This is a genomic window from Arhodomonas sp. SL1 (assembly GCF_052060015.1).
In the GTDB taxonomy this organism is placed as follows: Bacteria; Pseudomonadota; Gammaproteobacteria; order Nitrococcales; family Nitrococcaceae; genus Arhodomonas.
This window is the reverse complement of the sequence record NZ_JBPODZ010000011.1, coordinates 24,736-43,649: the sequence shown is the minus strand read 5'-3', so window position 1 is coordinate 43,649 and position 18,914 is coordinate 24,736. Positions and strand designations below refer to the sequence as shown.

Annotated in this window: 18 protein-coding genes; 4 read left to right on the top strand and 14 right to left on the bottom strand. The window is 69.5% G+C overall.

Annotated elements, in window-relative coordinates:
• The 3 genes from ACQ754_RS13820 to ACQ754_RS13810 form a co-directional block, all read right to left on the bottom strand.
• Complete coding sequence (locus ACQ754_RS13820) at positions 1 to 702, bottom strand: SPOR domain-containing protein (RefSeq protein ID WP_440997621.1); 702 nt, start codon at positions 700 to 702, stop codon at positions 1 to 3.
• A 2-nt stretch (positions 703 to 704) separates the two neighbouring features.
• A complete protein-coding gene (gene argS, locus ACQ754_RS13815; protein ID WP_440997620.1) occupies positions 705 to 2,465 on the bottom strand; it encodes an arginine--tRNA ligase in 1,761 nt (586 codons plus the stop codon).
• An 87-nt stretch (positions 2,466 to 2,552) separates the two neighbouring features.
• Positions 2,553 to 4,748: a primosomal protein N' gene (locus tag ACQ754_RS13810; RefSeq protein WP_440997619.1), complete on the bottom strand. Its 2,196-nt coding sequence runs from the start codon at positions 4,746 to 4,748 to the stop codon at positions 2,553 to 2,555.
• Between the two features lie 131 nt (positions 4,749 to 4,879).
• Here ACQ754_RS13810 and ACQ754_RS13805 point away from each other — a divergent pair, with 131 nt between their 5' ends.
• A complete protein-coding gene (locus ACQ754_RS13805; RefSeq protein ID WP_440997618.1) occupies positions 4,880 to 5,473 on the top strand; it encodes a DNA-J related domain-containing protein in 594 nt (197 codons plus the stop codon).
• Here ACQ754_RS13805 and ACQ754_RS13800 read toward each other — a convergent pair.
• The 7 genes from ACQ754_RS13800 to ACQ754_RS13770 form a co-directional block, all read right to left on the bottom strand.
• A complete protein-coding gene (locus ACQ754_RS13800) occupies positions 5,470 to 6,069 on the bottom strand; it encodes a TIGR02444 family protein (protein WP_440997617.1) in 600 nt (199 codons plus the stop codon). The two genes, ACQ754_RS13805 and ACQ754_RS13800, sit on opposite strands and share 4 nt — an antisense overlap.
• Before the next feature lie 2 nt (positions 6,070 to 6,071).
• Positions 6,072 to 6,497: a hypothetical protein gene (locus ACQ754_RS13795; protein WP_440997616.1), complete on the bottom strand. Its 426-nt coding sequence runs from the start codon at positions 6,495 to 6,497 to the stop codon at positions 6,072 to 6,074.
• Positions 6,498 to 6,640: 143 nt separating this feature from the next.
• Complete coding sequence (gene fghA / locus ACQ754_RS13790; RefSeq protein ID WP_440997615.1) at positions 6,641 to 7,498, bottom strand: S-formylglutathione hydrolase; 858 nt, start codon at positions 7,496 to 7,498, stop codon at positions 6,641 to 6,643.
• 14 nt (positions 7,499 to 7,512) lie between these two features.
• Positions 7,513 to 8,622: an S-(hydroxymethyl)glutathione dehydrogenase/class III alcohol dehydrogenase gene (locus ACQ754_RS13785; protein WP_440997614.1), complete on the bottom strand. Its 1,110-nt coding sequence runs from the start codon at positions 8,620 to 8,622 to the stop codon at positions 7,513 to 7,515.
• Positions 8,623 to 8,910: 288 nt separating this feature from the next.
• Entirely contained in the window at positions 8,911 to 10,392 is a 1,482-nt protein-coding gene (locus tag ACQ754_RS13780) for an NAD(P)(+) transhydrogenase (Re/Si-specific) subunit beta (RefSeq protein ID WP_440997613.1), read from the bottom strand.
• 18 nt (positions 10,393 to 10,410) lie between these two features.
• Positions 10,411 to 10,701, bottom strand: a complete 291-nt coding sequence (locus ACQ754_RS13775; RefSeq protein WP_440997612.1) for an NAD(P) transhydrogenase subunit alpha — start codon at positions 10,699 to 10,701, stop codon at positions 10,411 to 10,413.
• Positions 10,701 to 11,834, bottom strand: a complete 1,134-nt coding sequence (locus ACQ754_RS13770; protein ID WP_440997611.1) for a Re/Si-specific NAD(P)(+) transhydrogenase subunit alpha — start codon at positions 11,832 to 11,834, stop codon at positions 10,701 to 10,703. Before ACQ754_RS13770 ends, ACQ754_RS13775 begins: the two co-directional genes overlap by 1 nt.
• A gap of 218 nt (positions 11,835 to 12,052) precedes the next feature.
• Between ACQ754_RS13770 and ACQ754_RS13765 the strand changes: the two genes are divergently transcribed.
• The 3 genes from ACQ754_RS13765 to ACQ754_RS13755 all read left to right on the top strand — a co-directional run bounded on the left by ACQ754_RS13765 (position 12,053) and on the right by ACQ754_RS13755 (position 14,508).
• Positions 12,053 to 12,655 carry an HNH endonuclease gene (locus tag ACQ754_RS13765; RefSeq protein WP_440997610.1) on the top strand — a complete coding sequence of 201 codons (603 nt, stop codon included), beginning with the start codon at positions 12,053 to 12,055 and terminating at the stop codon, positions 12,653 to 12,655.
• Between the two features lie 72 nt (positions 12,656 to 12,727).
• The gene (locus ACQ754_RS13760; RefSeq protein WP_440997609.1) at positions 12,728 to 13,633 is read left to right on the top strand and encodes a 5'-3' exonuclease; all 906 of its coding nucleotides are present in this window, start codon (positions 12,728 to 12,730) and stop codon (positions 13,631 to 13,633) included.
• Positions 13,630 to 14,508: a fructosamine kinase family protein gene (locus ACQ754_RS13755; RefSeq protein ID WP_440997608.1), complete on the top strand. Its 879-nt coding sequence runs from the start codon at positions 13,630 to 13,632 to the stop codon at positions 14,506 to 14,508. The genes ACQ754_RS13760 and ACQ754_RS13755 overlap by 4 nt, the downstream gene beginning before the upstream one ends.
• On the opposite strand, the gene ACQ754_RS13750 is transcribed toward ACQ754_RS13755, so the two are convergent.
• From ACQ754_RS13750 to ubiD, 4 genes are all read right to left on the bottom strand, one after another.
• Positions 14,505 to 15,308: an MlaA family lipoprotein gene (locus ACQ754_RS13750; protein WP_440997607.1), complete on the bottom strand. Its 804-nt coding sequence runs from the start codon at positions 15,306 to 15,308 to the stop codon at positions 14,505 to 14,507. The genes ACQ754_RS13755 and ACQ754_RS13750 overlap by 4 nt on opposite strands.
• A 2-nt stretch (positions 15,309 to 15,310) precedes the next feature.
• Positions 15,311 to 16,126 carry an alpha/beta fold hydrolase gene (locus tag ACQ754_RS13745; RefSeq protein ID WP_440997606.1) on the bottom strand — a complete coding sequence of 272 codons (816 nt, stop codon included), beginning with the start codon at positions 16,124 to 16,126 and terminating at the stop codon, positions 15,311 to 15,313.
• 71 nt (positions 16,127 to 16,197) lie between these two features.
• Positions 16,198 to 17,223 carry a CDP-6-deoxy-delta-3,4-glucoseen reductase gene (locus ACQ754_RS13740; protein ID WP_440997605.1) on the bottom strand — a complete coding sequence of 342 codons (1,026 nt, stop codon included), beginning with the start codon at positions 17,221 to 17,223 and terminating at the stop codon, positions 16,198 to 16,200.
• Between the two features lie 129 nt (positions 17,224 to 17,352).
• Positions 17,353 to 18,819, bottom strand: a complete 1,467-nt coding sequence (ubiD, locus tag ACQ754_RS13735) for a 4-hydroxy-3-polyprenylbenzoate decarboxylase (RefSeq protein ID WP_440997604.1) — start codon at positions 18,817 to 18,819, stop codon at positions 17,353 to 17,355.
• Positions 18,820 to 18,914: the final 95 nt, after the last annotated feature.

Genomic DNA, 18,914 nt, shown 5'->3' with positions numbered 1-18,914 from the left:
TCAGCCGCTGCGCTTGAGGAGGATGGTCTCGATGCCGTTGTCCTGCAGGCGCCGGCGGATGGTGTTGACCCGCTGGAGATCGGCGAACGGGCCGAGGCGGACCCGGTGCCAGAGCTCGCCGCCGGAGAGCTCCACGCGCTGGACGCGGGCCTCCACCCCGAGCAGGGCGAGCTCCGCCTTCATGCGGTCGGCGTCGTCGGCCTGACGGAACGAACCCGCCTGTAGCAGGTAGCGCTGGCCCTCGGCGCCGGCCTGCTCGGCGGCATCGCGGCCGTCGCTCCGCTCTGCCGCCGGGGGAGCCTGGTCTTGGGCGACCGGGCCGTCCTCGGCGGAGACGGCCGGCCCCGCCGGCTCCGCGGTCTCGCCGCGTTTCGCGGTGGTGGGGCGCTCGTCCGGGACCTCCACCTCCTGTTCGGGGAGCAGGCGGTAGAACTCGAAGCGCGGCCGGTCCCCGCCCTCCGGCGTGCCCTGGGGCTCGGCGGGGGTGGTGGTTGGTTGCTCGGGTGTCCCACCGAACAGCGCGGCGAGCTGTTCCGGTCCGCCGCTGGTGTGGTGCCAGTGCACCAGCACCGCCACCGCCAGGCCTGCCGCGAGCCCGCCGAGTCCCCACAGCCAACCCGGCAGGGAGCGCCCCTGGGCCTTACCCCGGCCCCCGCTGCGGCGGCGGGCACCGCGCCCGGACTGGCCGCGACTCGCCGCCACGGCTACATCCGCTCCGGGGCGTCGATGGCGAGGATGTCGAGGCCGTTGCGCAGCACCTGGCGGGCGGCGAGTACCAGATTGAGCCGGGCGTTGCGCAGCCCCGCGTCCTCCACCAGGAACTGGTGGGCGTTGTAATAGGTGTGGAAGGCGCCGGCAAGATCGCGGAGGTACTGGGCGAGCTGGTGCGGCTCATGGGCGAGTGCCGCCCCCTCGAGTACCTCCGGGTAGCGGGCCAGCTGGGTGATCAGGGTCTGCTCATGGTCTTCGGTGAGCCGGGCGATGGCGTTGAAGCCTGCCTCCGGATCGTGCTCCAGCCCCTGCTCGTCGAGCTGGCGGAGCACGCTGCAGATCCGCGCATGGGCGTACTGCAGGTAGTAGACCGGATTGTCTGCGGATTCCGACTTGGCGAGCTCCAGGTCGAAGTCCAGATGCTGCTCGGGCCGGCGCATGACGTAGAAAAAGCGGGCGGCGTCGTCGCCCACCTCCTCGCGCAGCTCGCGCAGGGTGACGAACTCCCCGGAGCGGGTGGACATGGGCAGCCGCTCGCTGCCGCGGTAGAGGATCGCGAACTGCACCAGGCGGAACTCGAGCCGGTCCGCCGGGTAGCCGAAGGCCTCCAGGCTCGCCCGCACCCGGGCCATGTAGCCGTGATGATCGGCGCCGAAGACATCGACGAGCTGATCGAAGCCGCGCTCGAACTTGTCCAGGTGATAGGCGATGTCCGAGGCGAAATAGGTGGTGGCGCCGTCGGCGCGGCGCACGACCCGGTCCTTGTCGTCGCCGAAGGCCGTGGCCCGGAACCACAGTGCCCCCTCGGCCTCGTAGCAATGGCCGGCCTCGACCAGGCGCTCGATTGTACGGGCCACCGAGCCGTCCTCGGTGAGGCCGCGCTCGGAGAACCAGCGGTCGAAGGTGACCCCGAAGGCGGCCAGGTCGTCGCGGATGTCGCCGAGGATGGCTTCGAGGGCGGCGTCCTGGATCTCGCGGTACGCCGCCTCACCGAGCAGTGCCCGCGCGTTGCGGATCACCGCGTCCACATGGGCCTCCTTGTCGCCGCCCTCCGAGGCGTCCGCCGGCGCCCCCGCGGCGAGCTCGGCGGCGTCCAACCGAAAGGCGTCGCCGTGGTGCGTCGCCAGCTCTGCGGCGATGTCGCGAATGTACTCGCCCCGGTAGCCATTGTCCGGGAAACGCACCGCCTCGCCGAGGTGCTCGAGGTAGCGCAGCAGCACGGACACGGCGAGGATGTCCATCTGCCGGCCTGCGTCATTGACGTAATACTCCCGGTGCGCCTCGAAGCCGGCGGCGGAGAGGAGCTTCGCCAGGGCGCTGCCGAAGGCGGCGCCGCGACCGTGGCCGACGTGTAACGGGCCGGTGGGGTTGGCGGAGACGAACTCCACCAGGATCCGGCGCCCGGCACCGGCATCGCTGCGGCCGAAGCCCTCGCCCTGTTCCCAGACATCGCGGATCACCGCGAACGCGGCCTCATCGGTGAGGAAGAAATTAATGAATCCCGGACCGGCCACCTCCACCCGCTCCACATAGGGATGCCTCGGCAGTGCCCCCACCAGGGCCTCGGCGATCTCCCGGGGCGGGCGCTTCGCCGGTTTGGCCAGGCGCATGGCGGTGTTGGTGGCGAAGTCGCCGTGGCCGGCGCCGCGGCCGCGCTCCACCTGGATGTCGAGCTCGATGTCGGTGGGCAGCTCGCCGGCGGCCTTCAGGGATTCCATGGCCTGGGCGAGCAGTCCCGCGAGTTGGTGCTTCATAGGTAGCCGGGTGCTGTCCGTGTGCGGATGGTCGAAGCGCCCTATTATCGCCTGTGCAGGCGTTCATGCAAGGAAGGGGAGATCCCCCTAGAGCATCTCCAGCGGGTCCACGTCCAGCGCCCAGCGTACCCGGCGCGCGCTCTTCAGGGCGGCCACCGTCGGCATCCACCGGCTGAGGTGGTGCTGCAGTGCCGCCCGGGTCGAGGCCTGGAGCAGCAGCTGTGCCCGGTAACGACCGGCACGGCGTTCCATGGGCGCCGGCACCGGCCCGAGCAGGGTGACGGTTGCCTCCTCCGGTGCCGCTTGCCGGGCCTCTTCCAGGAAGGCCCTGGGGGCGGCGGCATCCACCGCCTCGGCGCGGAGCAGGGCCAGGGCACTGAACGGCGGCAGGTCCGCGGCCTCCCGCTCACGCAGCGCCTCCTCCGCGAACGCCCGGTAGCCGCCATGGATGAGCATCTGCAGCAACGGGTGCTCGGGCTGGTGGGTCTGAATGGCCACCTCGCCGGGGCGCTCCGCGCGCCCGGCGCGCCCGGCCACCTGGATGATGAGCTGGGCGAGGCGCTCCGGGGCACGGAAGTCGGCGCTGAACAGCCCCTGGTCGGCGTCCACTACCGCCACCAGGGTCACATCGGGGAGGTGATGGCCCTTGGCGAGCATCTGGGTACCGAGCAGGAGGCGCGCCTCTCCGCTCTGGGCGGCGGCCATCTGGCGCTGGAACGCCCCCTTGCGCCGGGTGCTGTCCCGATCGATGCGGATCATGGAAGTGTCGGGGAAGGCCTCGCCAATGGCTGCCTCCAGGCGCTCGGTGCCCTGGCCCACCGGGCGCAGGTCGACGCTGCCGCACTCCGGGCACTGCCTTGGGACGGGACGCTCGTGGTCGCAGTGGTGGCAGTGCAGCCGAGAGCGGTGACGGTGGTAGGTCAGCCGGGCGTCGCAGCGCTCGCACCCGGCCAGCCAGCCGCACTCGTGACACAGCAGTACCGGTGCGAAGCCGCGGCGGTTGAGAAAGACCAGCACCTGGCCACCGGCATCGAGGTGGCTGCGCACCCGCTCCAGCAGGGGCTCGGAGAGCCCGTCGCGCATGGGGCGCCCGCGCACGTCGAGTAGCCGGAACGCAGGCATCGTCGCCCCGCCGGCGCGAGCGGGAAGATGGAGGAGGCTGTAACGCCCGCGCCGGGCATTGTGGAGGGTTTCCAGCGACGGGGTGGCGCTGCCGAGTACCACCGGTAGGTCCAGGCGCCGGGCGCGGACCACGGCTAGGTCGCGGGCGGAATAGCGGAAGCCCTCCTGTTGTTTGAGCGAGGCGTCGTGCTCCTCGTCCACGACGATGAGCCCCGGGCGTGCCAGCGGCGTGAAGACCGCCGAGCGGGTGCCGATGACCACGTCGGCGCGCCCCTCCCGGGCCGCGAGCCAGCCGTCCAGGCGCTCCCCATCGGCCAGCGCCGAATGCAGCACGGCGATGCGGGCGTCCAGTCGCCCGGCGAAGCGGTCCACCAGCTGCGGGGTGAGTCCGATCTCGGGGACGATGACCAGGGCCTGGAGGCCGCGGGCGAGCACCGCCTCGATGGCCTGGAGATAGACCTCCGTCTTGCCGCTGCCGGTCACCCCTTCCAGCACCACGGCCTGGAAGCCCCGCGCGGCGCGCAGGGCGTCGATAGCCTCTTGCTGGTCGGTGTTGGGCACCGGTTCCGCCCCCTCCCGGGCTCGCCCGACGACCAGGGCCGGTGTGTCCACGGTCTCGGTCACCGCCAGGCCCTTGTCGGCCAGGCGGCCCAGTCCCCCGCGCCAGTCCCCGCCACGCTCGGGGAAGTGCGCGGCGGTGAGGGTTTCGGCGGCCTGTAACCGCTCCAGCAGGGCCGCCTGCCGCGGTGCCCGCGCCTGTAGGCTCTGCGCCGAGGCCTCCCGGCCGGCGTCGGTGATCCGCCAGCAGGTCTCCCGGGTGTAGGCGGCCCGCGCCCCCTGGCGCAGGCGCACGGGCAGGGCGGCGGCGAGGGCCTCGCCGATGGGGTAGTGGTAGTAGTCCGCCGCCCATTGCAGGAAGCCCAGGAGCTCCTCGTCGAGCAGCGGGGCCTCATCCGGCCATTCGGTGACCGGCCGGAGCCGTCCCGGGGCCACCCCGGCGCGTACCGGCACCTCCACCACTACGCCTACGACCTGGCGACGCCCCAGGGGGACACGGGCCCTCATGCCCGGCAGTGGCTCGCCCTCGTCGACGCGGTAATCCAGGGCGCCACGCAGCGGCCCGGGCACGGCGACGCGGGCGATGGGGGGGGATTCGCTCATGTCGGCGTTCCCCGGGGTTGGCGGGGTCCACCCTTCCGGGGCTGTCGTGGATCCGATAGGATCCGGTCCCACGGGGTGTGTGCCCTGGGTGCAGCAGCCGGCAGGGGGATACCGTGACCGGGGGGGAGACAATGCGCACGCCGGCATGGCCGGGCCCGTGGGACCATCATCTGCCCCTCCTGGAGGAGCTGCTCCGGGAGGCGGCGCCCGCGGCGCTCAGCGAGTTCGAACTCATCCGCGTGCTACAGGCCCGGTCGGACGTGCCGGAGATCGACGGGGCGAGCCTGTCCACGCCGCTTGGGCTGTATCGCACCCATTTCCTGCTCTTCCATACCCTCTACCGCCTCGCCGAGCGCCTCGCTGCTGGTGGCGAGGCCCTGGAGATCCACTGCCTGCGCATCCGGTTGCTGCCGGCATCCCCGCAGGGGACGAGCCGGCCGGCGATGCCGGACCCGCTGCGCGAGTTCTACGCCGAGCACGTCAACCTGGAGGAGGTGGACGAGCTCCAGGTGCAGCGCCTGCTCGGCTCGTTTTGGGGCCGGTTCGCCGCGGGCGAGGAACGTGGCCATGCCCTGGCCGTGCTCGGCCTGGAGGACCCGGTGGACGACGCCGAGATCAAGCGCGCCTACCGGCGGCTGGCCATGCGCCACCATCCCGATCGCGGCGGTGACGGGGAGCGGCTGCGGGAGATCCACCATGCGGTGCGGGTGCTCGGCTTGAGCTAGCCGCCCACCCGCCAGATACCGGCGGCCTCGCGCTTGATCGCCGCCGCGTCCACGTCCGGGAACGCCGCCCCGAGGATCAGCGCCAACGCGTCGAGGGCCTCTGCCTCCGGGCGCGGGCAGCTCTTGCGGGTATACAGTGCGGCATTGGCGGTGGCGTCCCGCCAGCGCTCCTCCGCCGGGGATACCGCACACTCGCCGCGCGGGAAGTCCTCCAGGAACAGGTGCTGCTCGATGCGTTCCGCCTCCAGCTCCTGGCGCAGCACTTCCCGGCGCAGGGCCTCCGTCCGAGCCTCCAGTCCCGGTGGTGGCTGCTGGCGCAGCCGCCGGCGCAGGGCACGCATGGGCTCGATCACCTCCCGGTGCCACTCGATGGCCCGGCGCACCGTGGTTTCCAGCTGGGTGGCGCCCAGGCGGCCATGGCCGTGGGCCCCCGCCCAGATCGCACCGAGCAGGGTGGAGATGCTCAGTCCGTAGCGGGCCTGTACAGCGAGGCAGGCATCCTTGATGCCCGCCATGTCATAGACGCGCACGGCGAAGTCCCAGAGGGCTGCCGCCTCCTCGTCGATGGACGACGCCCGATCTGCCTCTGCGCCCATGCTCAGCGCAGCTGGAAGCCGCCGCCCGGCATGCCGCCACCGCCACCGCCGGCGCCGCCCCCGGGCATGGCACCGCCCTGGCCACCCATCTGGTCCGGCGTGACGATGCGCGAGGCGGACTCGCGCTGCATTTCCTTGAGCTCCTCCATGGTCTGCTCCAGGGCCTGCTGTGCGGCCTCCGGGAAGGCCTCCATGGCGGCGCCGAGGGAGTCGGCCTCGAGCTCGAAGGACAACGGTAGTGCCCCGGCGGGGGTCATCACCTGGGTCTGGCCGAGGTAGATCACGTCCCGGTCCGGGTCATCGCTGCCGTCGGTGCGCACCGGCGTCAGCCGCTGGATGGTGCCGATGCGGCGGTCGGTGAAGACCTCCTCGCGATAAAGCCCGTTGGGGTCCATCTTCAGCTCGGAGAGCCCGGATTCATCTGCCATTTCGATTCCCCTGAAAGACGGTGTTTGCGATGGCTCCATAGCCTAACAGACCCGCTACAGGGGTGCGTCCCCGCCGCCCGATCCCGCCGGAGCCCAATCGGGGCGTACGCGACGCCGTCGCCGGCGGTGGGCGGGGCCGTCGGTCAGCCGCTGCAGCCCAGCGCCTCGGCGTGGTGGCGGAGGTGCTCGTCGATGAAGCTGGCGATGAAGTAGTAGCTGTGATCGTAGCCCGGTCGCCGGCGTAGTCGCAGCGGGTGGCCGGCGGCCTCACAGGCGGCCTCCAAGGCCTCGGGACGGAGCTGCTCGGCGAGGAAGCCATCCGCCTCGCCCTGGTCCACCAACAGGGGCAAGCGTTCCGGGGCCGTGGCGACGAGGTGACTCGCGTCGTAGGCGCGCCACTGCGCCTCGTCGTCGCCCAGATAGCCCGAGAAGGCCTTGCGCCCCCAGGGCACGGCGACCGGGTTGCAGATGGGGGCGAACGCGGAGACCGCGCGATAGCGGCCCGGGTTGCGCAGGGCGCAGACCAGCGCCCCGTGGCCGCCCATGGAGTGGCCGCTGATCGAGCGTTGCCCGGTGACCGGAAGCTCGGCCTCCACCAGCGCCGGCAGCTCCTCGATGACGTAGTCGTACATCCGGTAGTGGCCGTCCCATGGCGGACGCGTCGCGTTGACGTAGAAGCCCGCGCCGGAACCGAAGTCGTAGTCGTCGTGCTCGCCGGGCAGGTCGGTGCCCCGCGGGCTGGTGTCCGGGCAGACGATGGCGAGCCCCAGCTCGGCGGCCAGCCGCTGGGCGCCGGCCTTGTGCAGGAAGTTCTCGTCGGTGCAGGTCAGCCCCGAGAGCCAGTAGAGCACCGGCACCGAGCGGCGCTCGGCCTGTGGGGGCAGGTAGGCGCCGAAGATCATCTCGCAGTCGAGGCTGCGGGCGTGGTGGCGGTAGCGGACCACCCGGCCGTCGAAGCAGCGGTTTTCGGCGACGGTCTCCAGCGTTGATCGTTCGGCCATCGTCCCCTCCCGGCTCAGAAGTACACCACCGAGCGGATGCTCTCGCCGGCATGCATCAGCTCGAAGGCGTGGTTGATCTCCTCCAGGCCCATCGTGTGGGTGACGAACTCGTCGATGCGGATGTCGCCGCCGAGGTAGCGGGTGACGTAACCCGGGAGTTCGGTGCGGCCCTTTACGCCGCCGAAGGCGGAGCCGCGCCAGACCCGCCCGGTGACCAGCTGGAATGGTCGGGTGGAGATCTCCTCGCCGGCGCCGGCGACGCCGATGATCGTCGACTCGCCCCAGCCCTTGTGGCAGCACTCCAGGGCGGCGCGCATGGTGTTGACGTTGCCGATGCACTCGAAGGAGTAGTCGACGCCGCCGTCGGTCATCTCCGTGAGGACCTGCTGGATGGGCGCGTCGTACTCGTTCGGATTGACGAAGTCGGTGGCGCCGAGCTGGCCGGCGAACTCGAACTTGCCGGGCTGGATATCCACGGCGATGATTCGCTCCGCCTTGGCGAGCACTGCCCCCTGGATGACACTCAGGCCGACGGCGCCGAGGCCGAACACCGCCACCGTCGAGCCGGGCTCCACCTTGGCGGTGTTGTGCACCGCGCCGATCCCGGTGGTGATGCCGCAGCCGAGCAGGCAGACCTTGTCCAGTGGGGCCTCGGGGCTGACCTTAACCAGGGCGATCTCCGGCAACACGGTGTACTCGGAGAATGTCGAGGTGCCCATGTAGTGGTGGATCTTCTCGCCCTTGTAGGAGAAGCGGCTGGTGCCGTCCGGCATCACGCCCTGGCCCTGGGTGGCACGGATGGCCGAGCACAGGTTCGTCTTGCCCGAGCGGCAGAACTTGCACTCGCCGCACTCCGGCGTATACAGCGGAATGACGTGATCCCCGGGGGCCAGGCCGGTCACGCCCGGGCCCACCTCCTCGACCACCGCACCGCCCTCGTGACCGAGGATCACCGGAAAATTGCCTTCCGGGTCGGCGCCGGAGAGGGTGAACGCGTCGGTGTGGCACACGCCGGTGGCGACGTTGCGGACTAGCACCTCGCCCTCGCGCGGCGGGGCGACATCGACCTCGACGATCTCCAGGGGCTGTCCGGCCTGAAAGGCGACGGCGGCGCGGGACTTCATGGTGCTCCTCCTGCGCGGGGCGCGAGTGGTTGTCGGTGGGTACCTCCCCGCAGTGTAGGGAGCCGGCAATACACGATAAAGTGCAAATGTCGGCGTATACGCGGTCTACCCCTGGAGCCGCTATCCGACGCCGAAGGTGCGGACGATGGTGGACTTCCTGGTGGCGCTCTTCCAGGGCTGGGATACCGAGGCCGGCGAACTCGCCGAGTAGGCCGCCGGGGGACCGCGGCCGCAATCAAAAAGGCCGCCCCGGGGGCGGCCTCTTGGTGGTGGCGGGGGTAGCCCCGTTCAGAACTGCTTGACCACCTGCACCAACTCGCCGGCGACCTTCTGGCCATCGCCGAAGAGCATGCGGGTGTTGTCCGAGAAGAACAGGTGGTTCTCCACGCCGGAGAAGCCGGTCCCGCGACCGCGTTTGATGACGATGACGTTCTCGGCGTTCTCCACGTCGAGGATGGGCATGCCGTAGATGGGGCTGGACTCGTCGGTCTTCGCCGCCGGGTTGACCACGTCGTTGGCACCGATGACCAGGGCCACGTCGGTGGTGGCGAACTCGGCGTTAATGTCCTCCATGTCGTAGATCATGTCATAGGGGACACCCGCCTCGGCGAGCAGCACGTTCATGTGCCCGGGCATGCGGCCGGCCACCGGGTGGATGGCGAACTTCACGGTCACGCCCTTGTCCTGTAGGAGCTCGACCATCTCCCAGATCTTGTGCTGCGCCTGGGCGACGGCCATGCCGTAGCCGGGGACGATAACGACCTGGTTGGCGTAGGCCATCATGATGCCGGCGTCCTCGGCCTGGATCTCCTTCATCTCGCCCTCGGGGCCCTCGGCGGCGGCGGACTCGGTGGTGCCGAAGCCGCTGAAGAGCACGTTGGTCAGCGGGCGGTTCATCGCCTTGGCCATCAGCTGGGTGAGCAGCGAGCCGGCGGCGCCGACCACGGTGCCGGCGATGATCATGGCCGGATTGCCGAGCACATAGCCCTCGAAGCCCACCGCCAGGCCGGTGAGCGCGTTGAACAGCGAGATCACCACCGGCATGTCGGCACCGCCGATGGGTACGGCCATGAACACGCCGAACAGCAGGCCGAGGGCGAAGAAGATCACCAGTACCGCCAGGCTGTCGGTGTAGAAGCTCCAGATGCCGAAGATCACCGCGGCGGCGAAGATCACGATATTCACCACCTGCTGGGCGGGCACCAGGCTGTTGCGCTTGAGCCGGCCGTCCAGCTTGGCCCAGGCCACCAGCGAGCCGGTGAAGGCCACGGTGCCGATCAGCGCGCCGAGTAGCCCGAGGATGGCGACGTCGGCGCCGAGGGCGTTGCCGACCGTGGAGTTGCCACCGACCAGCTGCTGGGCCTGCTCGATGGTGAGGTCCTTCGCCTCGGCGAACTCGCGGACGCGCTCCATGGCGCCGGCACCGAGGGAATCGATGGCCCGGATGAGCTCCACGGCGGCGATGGCCGCGGCGGCGCCGCCGCCCATGCCGTTGTAGAGCGCCACCATCTGCGGCATGTCGGTCATCTCGACCTTCTTCGCCGAGTACCAGGCGAGGCCGCCGGCCACGGCGATGCCGATGACGATGAGGGTGTAGTTGCCCACCCCGTGAAGGTCGGGCTTAAAGAAGGTTGCGACGGTGGCGACCACCATGCCCACGCCCGCCCAGACGATGCCCTTGCGGGCGGTCTTCGGCGAGCTCATCCCCTTGAGGCCGAGGATGAAGAGCACGGCCGCCAGGAAGTAGGAAAGCTGTACTACGTTATGCATTGTTCACAGGCCCCCTGCTTACTGCTCGTCCTTGCTCTTGAACATCTCGAGCATGCGTTCGGTCACCACGTAGCCGCCCACGGCGTTACCGGCGGCGAGCAGCACGGCGATGAAGCCGATGATCTGCTCGGTCACCGATTCGGCATGGCCGAGCGCCACCATGGCACCGACGATGACGATGCCGTGGACGAAGTTGGAGCCGGACATCAGCGGCGTGTGCAGGATGACCGGGACCCGCGTGATCACCTCGTAGCCGGTGAACGCGGCGAGCATGAAGATATACAGGGCGACGAAGCCTTCGATGACCATTACTTGTTCCCTCCTTGCAGGCGCTCGCGGGTCGGGCCGTGGCGCACCTCGCCGTCGTGGGTCAGGCAGCTGTCGGCGATGACCTGATCGTCGAAGTCGACGTTGAGCTCGCCGTCCTTGACCAGCAGCGCGAGCAGGTTGTAGAGGTTGCGGGAGTACATCTCGCTGGCGTGGGTGGCCGCGGTGCTCGGGATGTTCTTCGGCCCGACGACCGTCACGCCCTTGTGCTCCACGTCCTCGCCGGCCTTGGTGAGCTCGCAGTTGCCCCCGGTCTCGGCGGCCATGTCGATGATCACCGCGCCCCGCTTCATCCGCTCCACCGTGGCCGTTTCGATGATCTTCGGCGCGGGTTTGCCGGGGATCGCCGCGGTGGTGATCACCGCGTCGGCGGCGGCGATGTGGTCGGCGAGGACCTCGGCCTGCTGCTTCTTCTCCTCCGCGGTGAGCTCGCGGGCATAGCCGCCCTCGCCCTCCGCCTTGACGCCGGTCTCGACGAACTTGCCGCCCAGGGACTCCACCTGCTCCTTGGTCGCCGAGCGTACGTCGTAGGCCTCGACGATGGCGCCGAGGCGTTTGGCGGTGGCGATGGCCTGCAGGCCCGCGACGCCGGCGCCGATGACCAGCACCTTGGCCGGGCGGATGGTGCCGGCGGCGGTGGTGAGCATGGGAAAGAGCCGGGAGCAGCGGGAGGCGGCCAGCAGCGCGCACTTGTAGCCGGAGATGCTGGCCTGCGAGGACAGCGCATCGATGGACTGGGCCCGGGTGATCCGCGGCACCAGCTCCATGGAGAAGCTCGTGATCCGGCGCTTGAGGAAATTCTTGATCCGGCTGTCACCCTCGTGGGGCGAGAGGAAGCCGAGGAGGATGCTGCCCTCCTTGAGCTTGCCGGCGTCCTCTACCGTGGGGGGCTGCACACGCAGAACGATATCTGCTGCAGCGTATAGCTCCTCCGCGCTGCCTACCACCTTTGCGCCCTCGTAGTCGGCGTCGTCGAAGCCGCTGGTTTCGCCCGCCCCGGCCTGGATCAGGGTCTCCACACCGAGCTTGTCCAGCTGCTTGACCACGCTGGGTACCAGTGCCACCCGGCGTTCGCCGGGCGCCGTCTCCTTGGGCACGGCAACTTTGATGGTCATGAAACTGTCTCCCGTATTGTCGTGCTGTTCTCATAGCCAGGATACCCAATCGGCCGGACAGTATATGGGCACGGGGCGCCTTGGTCTAATCTATGGATAACATATTTTAGATAGCTGGCTTCTATGCGGCCGGCCGGAAACGCTGCAACAGCAGTGCAATGGTTGCACCATAGACTCGGTATATGGAATAAAGAGATCATCACATCGCGGGGTGTGTCATGTTGGGCCTCGAGCACCATATACTCCGCACCGATGTCTCTGGCATGCCGCTGGAGTGGATTACCTACCAGGACGCGGTGCGGCTCTACTACCTCGAACAGGTGGCCTACACCTGTGGCCAGCGGCTCTATCGTGTCCACGGCGGCCACAACGCGGCGACCGGCCGGCGTAGTATCATCGACGTCAACTCCATCATCGCCACCGAGGGCACCGCCCAGGCCGCCATTAAGGGCCGCGCCGGCTACATCCCGCCGCTGAATAACGCCACCCTGTTCCGCCGGGACGACCACATCTGCCTGTATTGCGGTGAGCGCCCGCGCAGTGGCTTCCTCTCCCGGGACCATGTCCACCCGGTGAGCCGCGGTGGACTGGATGTGTGGAATAACGTGGTCACCGCCTGCAAGCGCTGCAATAATCACAAGGGCAGCCGCGCCCCGGAGGAGGCCGGCATGCAGCTCCTTGCGGTGCCGTTTACCCCCACCCATGCCGAGTACGTCTACCTCCAGGGCCGGCGTATCCTCGCGGACCAGATGGCCTTCCTGCGCGCGCATTTCCCCCGGCGCAGCCCGCTGCGCGAGCGCATCGGGTGGCTACCCGCCTGAACCCCTTCGCTGGTCAATCAGCGGCGGCTTCCTTACACTGCCCGCGGGTTTGCCGCACGCGATGGGAGTGGCGTGTACCGACCGTTGTACCTCGTCGATGCCAGTCTCTATATCTTTCGGGCATGGTTCGCCGTGCCCGAGCAGGTGCGCGACGAGGCCGGCGCCTGCGCCAACGCGGTCCACGGTTTCGGAAGCTTCCTCTGCGATCTGATCGAATACGAAGGGCCGACCCACGTGGTCTGCGCCTTCGATGAGAGCCTGACCACCTCCTTCCGCCACGAGCTTTACCCGGACTACAAGGCCAACCGACCGCCGCCGCCACCGGAGTTGGAGCGCCAGTTCGGGGTCTGCCGCTCGCTGGCCGAGGCCCTGGGGGTGGCGACGCTGGCCAGCCCCCGCTACGAGGCGGATGACCTGGTGGGCAGTGCGGCGCGTCACTGGCGCGAAGCCGGCCACCACATGGTCTATGTGACCGCGGACAAGGACTATGCCCAGCTCCTCGAGACCGGGGACTGGTGGTGGGATGCCGCCCGGGACCGCTGGCTCGATCCGGCGGGGGTCGAGGCGAGCCTTGGGGTGAGGCCGGATCAGGTCGCCGACCTGTTGGCCCTGGCCGGTGACGCGGTGGACAACATCCCCGGCGTGCCCGGCATCGGCGCCAAGACCGCGGCCGCGCTGCTGCGCCACGGTGACAGCCTGGACGGGCTCTACGCCGACCTCGGTGGCGTGGGCCGCTGGGGGATCCGCGGTGCCGCACGGGTACGGCGGCTGCTGGAGGCCCACCGCGAGGCGGCCTTTCTCTCCCGGGAGCTGACCCGCATCCGCCGGGACCTGCCCATTCGTCACGCCCACGAGGTGGCAGGCTGGCGGGGCGTGGACGCCGATGCATTGGAGCGTTTGGCACTGCCGGTGCAGCTGCGCAACCGTATACGTCGCCTGCCCCTGGCCGACGCCGCCACCGAGGTGTCGCTGCCATGAGCCCGACCTTGCCCGGGGCGGTGCGCGAGGCGATCCGGGAGGCCGCAGGGGAGGCCGCCGAGGGCCGGGCGGCGCCGGTGGCCGGCGGCGACATCAACCGCGCCCTGCGCCTCGGTCGCTGGTTCATCAAGCTCAATGCCCCGGCGCGTGCCGACATGTTCGCCGCCGAGGCGGACGGCCTCCGCGAGCTGGCCGCCGCGGAGGGCGGGCCGCGGGTGCCGGCGGTGCTCTGCCATGGCGCCGCCGGCGGCTGTAGCTACTTGGTGCTGGAATGGCTGGCCCTCGCCGGCCCGGGTGCCGACGGCTGGGCGCGAATGGGCCGGGCGGTGGCGTCGATGCACCAGCGCCGGGCCACGCGTTTCGGCTGGCACCGGGACAACACCATCGGCACCACCACCCAGCCCAACGGCTGGCACGACGACTGGGTGCGTTTCTTCGCCGAGCAACGCCTCGGTCACCAACTGCGCCTGGCTGCCGACAACGGCGGATCCCGGGATCTGCTCGACGACGGTGAGCGCCTTCGCGAGCACCTGGGCGGGCTGTTCAGCGGTTACCGGCCAACGCCGTCACTGCTCCACGGGGATCTGTGGGGCGGCAACGCGGCCTTCGACGGTGATGGCACGCCGGTGCTCTACGACCCGGCGGTATACTTCGGTGATCGGGAGTCGGATCTGGCCATGACCGAGCTCTTCGGCGGCTTCCCGGATGCCTTCCACGCCGCCTATGACGAAGTCTGGCCCCGGGATGCCGGCTATCCGGTACGGCGCGGGCTCTACCAGCTCTACCACCTGCTCAATCATTTCAACCTCTTCGGCGGTGGCTATGCCGCCGGCGCCCATCGCGCCATCCAGCGGCTTCTCGCGGAGCTCGGTTAGTCGGGGAAGGGCGCGCCGGGGTCGCTGTCGCCCCCGGAGTCCATGTCGTCGAAGAAATCGCCGTAGGGATCTTCCTCCTCCGGCGGATCGCCGTCGTAGATGAGGTTGCGCCGGTATTGCAGGTAGCTGGAGCGGGTGAAGGCGTAGGGGTCTAGGGCCGCCTCGTTGCGCAGGCGTACCGTGCCCTCCAGCCGGGCGCGGGTGTTGACGAGGTTCAGCGCCACCAGCCCGCCGGTGGCCACGCCGCTCAAGGCGAGATAGTTCATGCCGCCGGTGTAATACTCCACCGGGTAGCGGGTGACGTCCCGGGCGCTGGAGGGACCCAACGCCGGCAGCATCAGGTAGGCGCCGCTGCCGGCGCCGTAGTGGCCCAGGGTCTGGCCGAAGTCTTCGTTGCGCTTGGCCAGGCCCATGCGGCTCGCCGGATCCATTAGCCCGCCCACGCCCAGGGTGGTGTTGACCAGTAGCCGCGCCGTGCCGTCGGCGGCATAACCGACCTTGCCCTGGAGCAGGTCATTGAGGATTACCCCGGGGTAGGCGAGGTTATCGAAGAAATTGCCCACGCCCGTACGTACGGTCTCGTTGGTGACCGCAACCCAGCCCCGCGCCGCCGGTGCGAGGACATACTCGTCCAGGGATTCGTTGAAATCGAACACCTTGCGGTTGGCGGGCTCCAGCGGATCGTATTCGCCCTCTTCCGCCTCGACACTGCCGCCATTGGTGGTGGCGCAGCCGCCCAGGCCTACGCCCAGGGCCAGCAGTGGCGCGATCAACAGGCGTTGGGGGAGGGTTCGGGGCACGATCACTCCAGCTCGCGGATGAAGGAGAGCACGCTGGCGTTGAAGGCCCGTGGGCGTTCCAGCATCAGCATGTGGCCGGTTTCCGGGAAAACCTCCAGTCGTGCCCCCGGGATGGCCTCGGCGAGGTATTCGCCGTTCTCCACCGGCCAGACGATGTCGTCCTCGCCATGGAGCACCAGCGTGGGTACCTGGATGTCGGAGAGCCGGCCCCCCTCGCCGGGCTGGCGGTAGACCGCCTCGAGCTGGCGATGGGGCCCGGCGAGGTCCGCACCCAGGTCCTGCTCGAAGCGCAGCAGCCGGTCGGCGAGATCGGGAACCCGCTCCCGGTAGGTGGGGTGGTAGAACACCTCGGTGAGCCGACGCAAGGCCGTCGCATGGCCCACGCTCTCGCGGTCGATGTGCAGGACCTGCTCCACGGCCGGGGCGGGGCGCTCGAAGGCGGGATCGTTCACGCCTGGCCCGGTGCAGCCGAGGATCAGGCTGCGCACCCGTTCGGGGGCGAGATGGTACAGGGCCTGGGCGATGAGCCCGCCCATGGATACCCCGACCACATGGGCGCGCTCCACATCCGCTGCATCCATGACCGCGAGCACGTCGGCGGCCATGTCGTCGACGCTCCATTCGGGGGTGTGGCTTTCGGTGCGCCCGGCGCCGCGGTTGTCCATGGCCACCACGTGGGCCTCGGCGCTGAACGCCGGCAGCTGCATCCCCCACGCCTCCACGGTGCCGCCGAGGCCCATGATGAGCACCAGCGCCCGCTCGCCGTGGCCATGGGTCTCATAGTAGAGCCGGGCGCTGCCCGTATCTACATAAGGCATCGATGAATCTGCCGTATTGGTGAAACGATCCGCCATTATAGTGACGCGGGGGAAGGATTGCATCGAGGGGCCTATTCCGGCGGGTCGACGGCGTAGTCGAAGGCGTCGAAATACAGATGATCGGGATCCAGACCGTGGATGAGGAAGGCCGTGCGCGCGGCGTCGATCATCGGCGGTGGCCCGCTCATATAGACGTCATAGGCGGAAAGATCCGGGTAATCGGCCAGCACCGCCTCGTGCACGAACCCGGTGCGCCCCTGCCAGTCGTCCCCCGGGTCCGGCTCCGAGAGCACCGGCGTATAATGGAAGTGCTCATGCGCCGCCGCCCAGTGCTCGGGGAGCTCGGCGAGGTAGAGGTCGCGGCGCCCGCGCACCCCCCAGTAGAAGTGGATGGGGCGGTCGAAGCCATGGTGGAAGGCGTGCTCGAGCATGGACTTGATCGGCGCGAAACCGGTCCCACCGGCCATCATCAGGATCGGCCGGGGGGAGTCCTCCCGCAGGAAGAACGTCCCGAAGGGCCCCTCGAAGCGCAACAGGGCCCGTTCCTTGAGCTCCTGGAAGACGTAGCCCGTGAAACGGCCGTCGGGCACCTGGCGGACATGGATCTCGAGGAGCTCGTCGTCATGGGGCGGGTTGGCCAGCGAGAAGCTGCGCCGCCGATTGCCGCGCAACAGGAAGTCGATGTATTGGCCCGGCAGGAACTGCAGCCGCTCGTTGCCCGGTGTGCGCAGCCACAGGCGTCGGACGTCGTGGGCGAGCTCGTCGAGGCGCTCGACGCGGCAGGGGAGCTTGCGGGGCTGGATGTCCTCTGCGGAGCGTACCTCGCGCACCTCGATGGCTAGGTCCGAGGCGGGCCGGGCCTGGCAGAACAGGGCCTGACCCACCGCCTCCTCAGCCTCGGAGAGCGCTGGCGGCCGTCGGTCGTCGGGATAACGCACCTCACCCTCGACCACCTTGCCCATGCAGGTGCCACAGGTGCCGCCGCGGCAGCTGTAGGGCAGGATCAGGCCCTGGCGCAGGGCCGCGTCGAGGACCGATTCGCCCTCGTCGACGGTGAACTCGTGCCGGGTATTCTCGATGCGGACTCGATAGCTCATCGCTCGGCAGCTCTCGCGCGGTTTTTGGCCATTCTCCCGTAAAGGTGGCGCCGCGGCCAGGCTTTGCCCCGGGAAAGCCAGCAGCCAAACGAACGGGGGATTAACGCAGGGTCCTTGGCACGGGACCCTTCAGGTGATACCCAGCTCGTCCCAGTAGGCCTCGACGCGGGCCTTCACCGCCTCGTCCATGCGGATGGGGGTGCCCCACTCCCGCTCGGTCTCGCCCTTCCACTTGGTGGTGGCATCGAGGCCCATCTTCGAGCCCAGCCCGGAGACTGGGGAGGCGAAGTCCAGGTAGTCGATGGGGGTGTTCTCCACCAGGGTCGTGTCCCGGGCCGGGTCCATGCGGGTGGTCATGGCCCAGATCACGTCGCGCCAGTCCCGCGGGTTCACGTCGTCGTCCACCACCACCACGAACTTGGTGTACATGAACTGCCGCAGGAACGACCAGACCCCGAACATCACCCGTTTGGCGTGGCCGGGGTACTGCTTGTTCATGCTCACCACCGCCATGCGGTAGCTGCAGCCCTCCGGCGGCAGGTAGAAGTCGGTGATCTCGGGGAACTGCTTCTGCAGGATGGGCACGAACACCTCGTTCAGCGCTACCCCCAGCACCGCGGGCTCGTCCGGTGGGCGGCCCGTGTAGGTGGAGTGATAGATGGGCCGCTGCCGGTGGGTGATGCGCTCGATGGTGAACACCGGGAAGCGCTCCACTTCGTTGTAGTAGCCGGTGTGGTCGCCGAAGGGGCCTTCGTCGGCGGTGTCGTCCGGGTAGATGTGGCCCTCGAGGATGATCTCGGCGCTCCCCGGCACCTGCAGCTCCGAGCCGAGGCAGCGCACCAGCTCCGTGCGCCGGCCGCGGAGCAGGCCGGCAAAGGCGTACTCCGAGAGGCTGTCGGGCACCGGCGTCACCGCCGCCAGGATGGTCGCCGGGTCCGCCCCCAGGGCCACCGCCACGGGAAAGGGCTCGCCGGGGCGGGCCTGCTGCCAGGCCTGGAAATCCAGCGCCCCGCCGCGGTGGGCGAGCCAGCGCATGATCACTCGATTGCGGCCGATGACCTGCTGGCGGTAGATGCCCAGGTTTTGGCGGGTCTTCTCCGGCCCGCGGGTGGTCACCAGTGCCCAGGTGATCAGGGGGCCGGCGTCGCCGGGCCAGCAGGTCTGCACCGGGATCCGCGCCAGGTCGACGTCCTCGCCCTCGAGCACCACCTCCTGGCAGGGCGCCCGGCGGAGCTTCTTCGGCGCCATGTCCAGCACCTTCTTGTAGATGGGCAGGCTCTGCCACGCCTCGCGCATGCCCTTGGGCGGGTCCGGCTCCTTGAGGAAGGCCAGCAACCGCCCGATCTCCCGCAGCGCCTCGGTGTCGTCGGCGCCCATGCCGAGGGCCACCCGGTGCGCTGTCCCGAAGAGGTTGCCGAGCACGGGCATGTTGTGGCCTACGGGGTTCTCGAACAGCAGCGCCGGGCCGCCGGCGCGCAGAGTGCGGTCGCAGACCTCGGTCATCTCCAGGGCTGGGTCCACCGGGTGGCCGATGCGTTTCAGCTCGCCATCGGCCTCCAGCTTACCGATGAAATCGCGCAGGTCGTGGTACTGCAATGGGCTGTCTCCGGATCCGCCTTTGGTGCCGATGGTGCCTTTCCGGCGGTTGCCTGTCACCGCTGTATGGCCATACTGGTGCCGTTCGCGAAACG

Coding starts and splice junctions, on each gene's coding strand:
- argS (WP_440997620.1), bottom strand. CDS start 2,465: ATGAAGCACCAACTCGCGGGACTGCTCGCCCAGGCCATGGAATCCCTG.
- ACQ754_RS13810 (WP_440997619.1), bottom strand. CDS start 4,748: ATGAGCGAATCCCCCCCCATCGCCCGCGTCGCCGTGCCCGGGCCGCTG.
- ACQ754_RS13805 (WP_440997618.1), top strand. CDS start 4,880: ATGCGCACGCCGGCATGGCCGGGCCCGTGGGACCATCATCTGCCCCTC.
- ACQ754_RS13800 (WP_440997617.1), bottom strand. CDS start 6,069: ATGGGCGCAGAGGCAGATCGGGCGTCGTCCATCGACGAGGAGGCGGCA.
- ACQ754_RS13795 (WP_440997616.1), bottom strand. CDS start 6,497: ATGGCAGATGAATCCGGGCTCTCCGAGCTGAAGATGGACCCCAACGGG.
- fghA (WP_440997615.1), bottom strand. CDS start 7,498: ATGGCCGAACGATCAACGCTGGAGACCGTCGCCGAAAACCGCTGCTTC.
- ACQ754_RS13785 (WP_440997614.1), bottom strand. CDS start 8,622: ATGAAGTCCCGCGCCGCCGTCGCCTTTCAGGCCGGACAGCCCCTGGAG.
- ACQ754_RS13780 (WP_440997613.1), bottom strand. CDS start 10,392: ATGCATAACGTAGTACAGCTTTCCTACTTCCTGGCGGCCGTGCTCTTC.
- ACQ754_RS13775 (WP_440997612.1), bottom strand. CDS start 10,701: ATGGTCATCGAAGGCTTCGTCGCCCTGTATATCTTCATGCTCGCCGCG.
- ACQ754_RS13770 (WP_440997611.1), bottom strand. CDS start 11,834: ATGACCATCAAAGTTGCCGTGCCCAAGGAGACGGCGCCCGGCGAACGC.
- ACQ754_RS13765 (WP_440997610.1), top strand. CDS start 12,053: ATGTTGGGCCTCGAGCACCATATACTCCGCACCGATGTCTCTGGCATG.
- ACQ754_RS13755 (WP_440997608.1), top strand. CDS start 13,630: ATGAGCCCGACCTTGCCCGGGGCGGTGCGCGAGGCGATCCGGGAGGCC.
- ACQ754_RS13745 (WP_440997606.1), bottom strand. CDS start 16,126: ATGCCTTATGTAGATACGGGCAGCGCCCGGCTCTACTATGAGACCCAT.
- ACQ754_RS13740 (WP_440997605.1), bottom strand. CDS start 17,223: ATGAGCTATCGAGTCCGCATCGAGAATACCCGGCACGAGTTCACCGTC.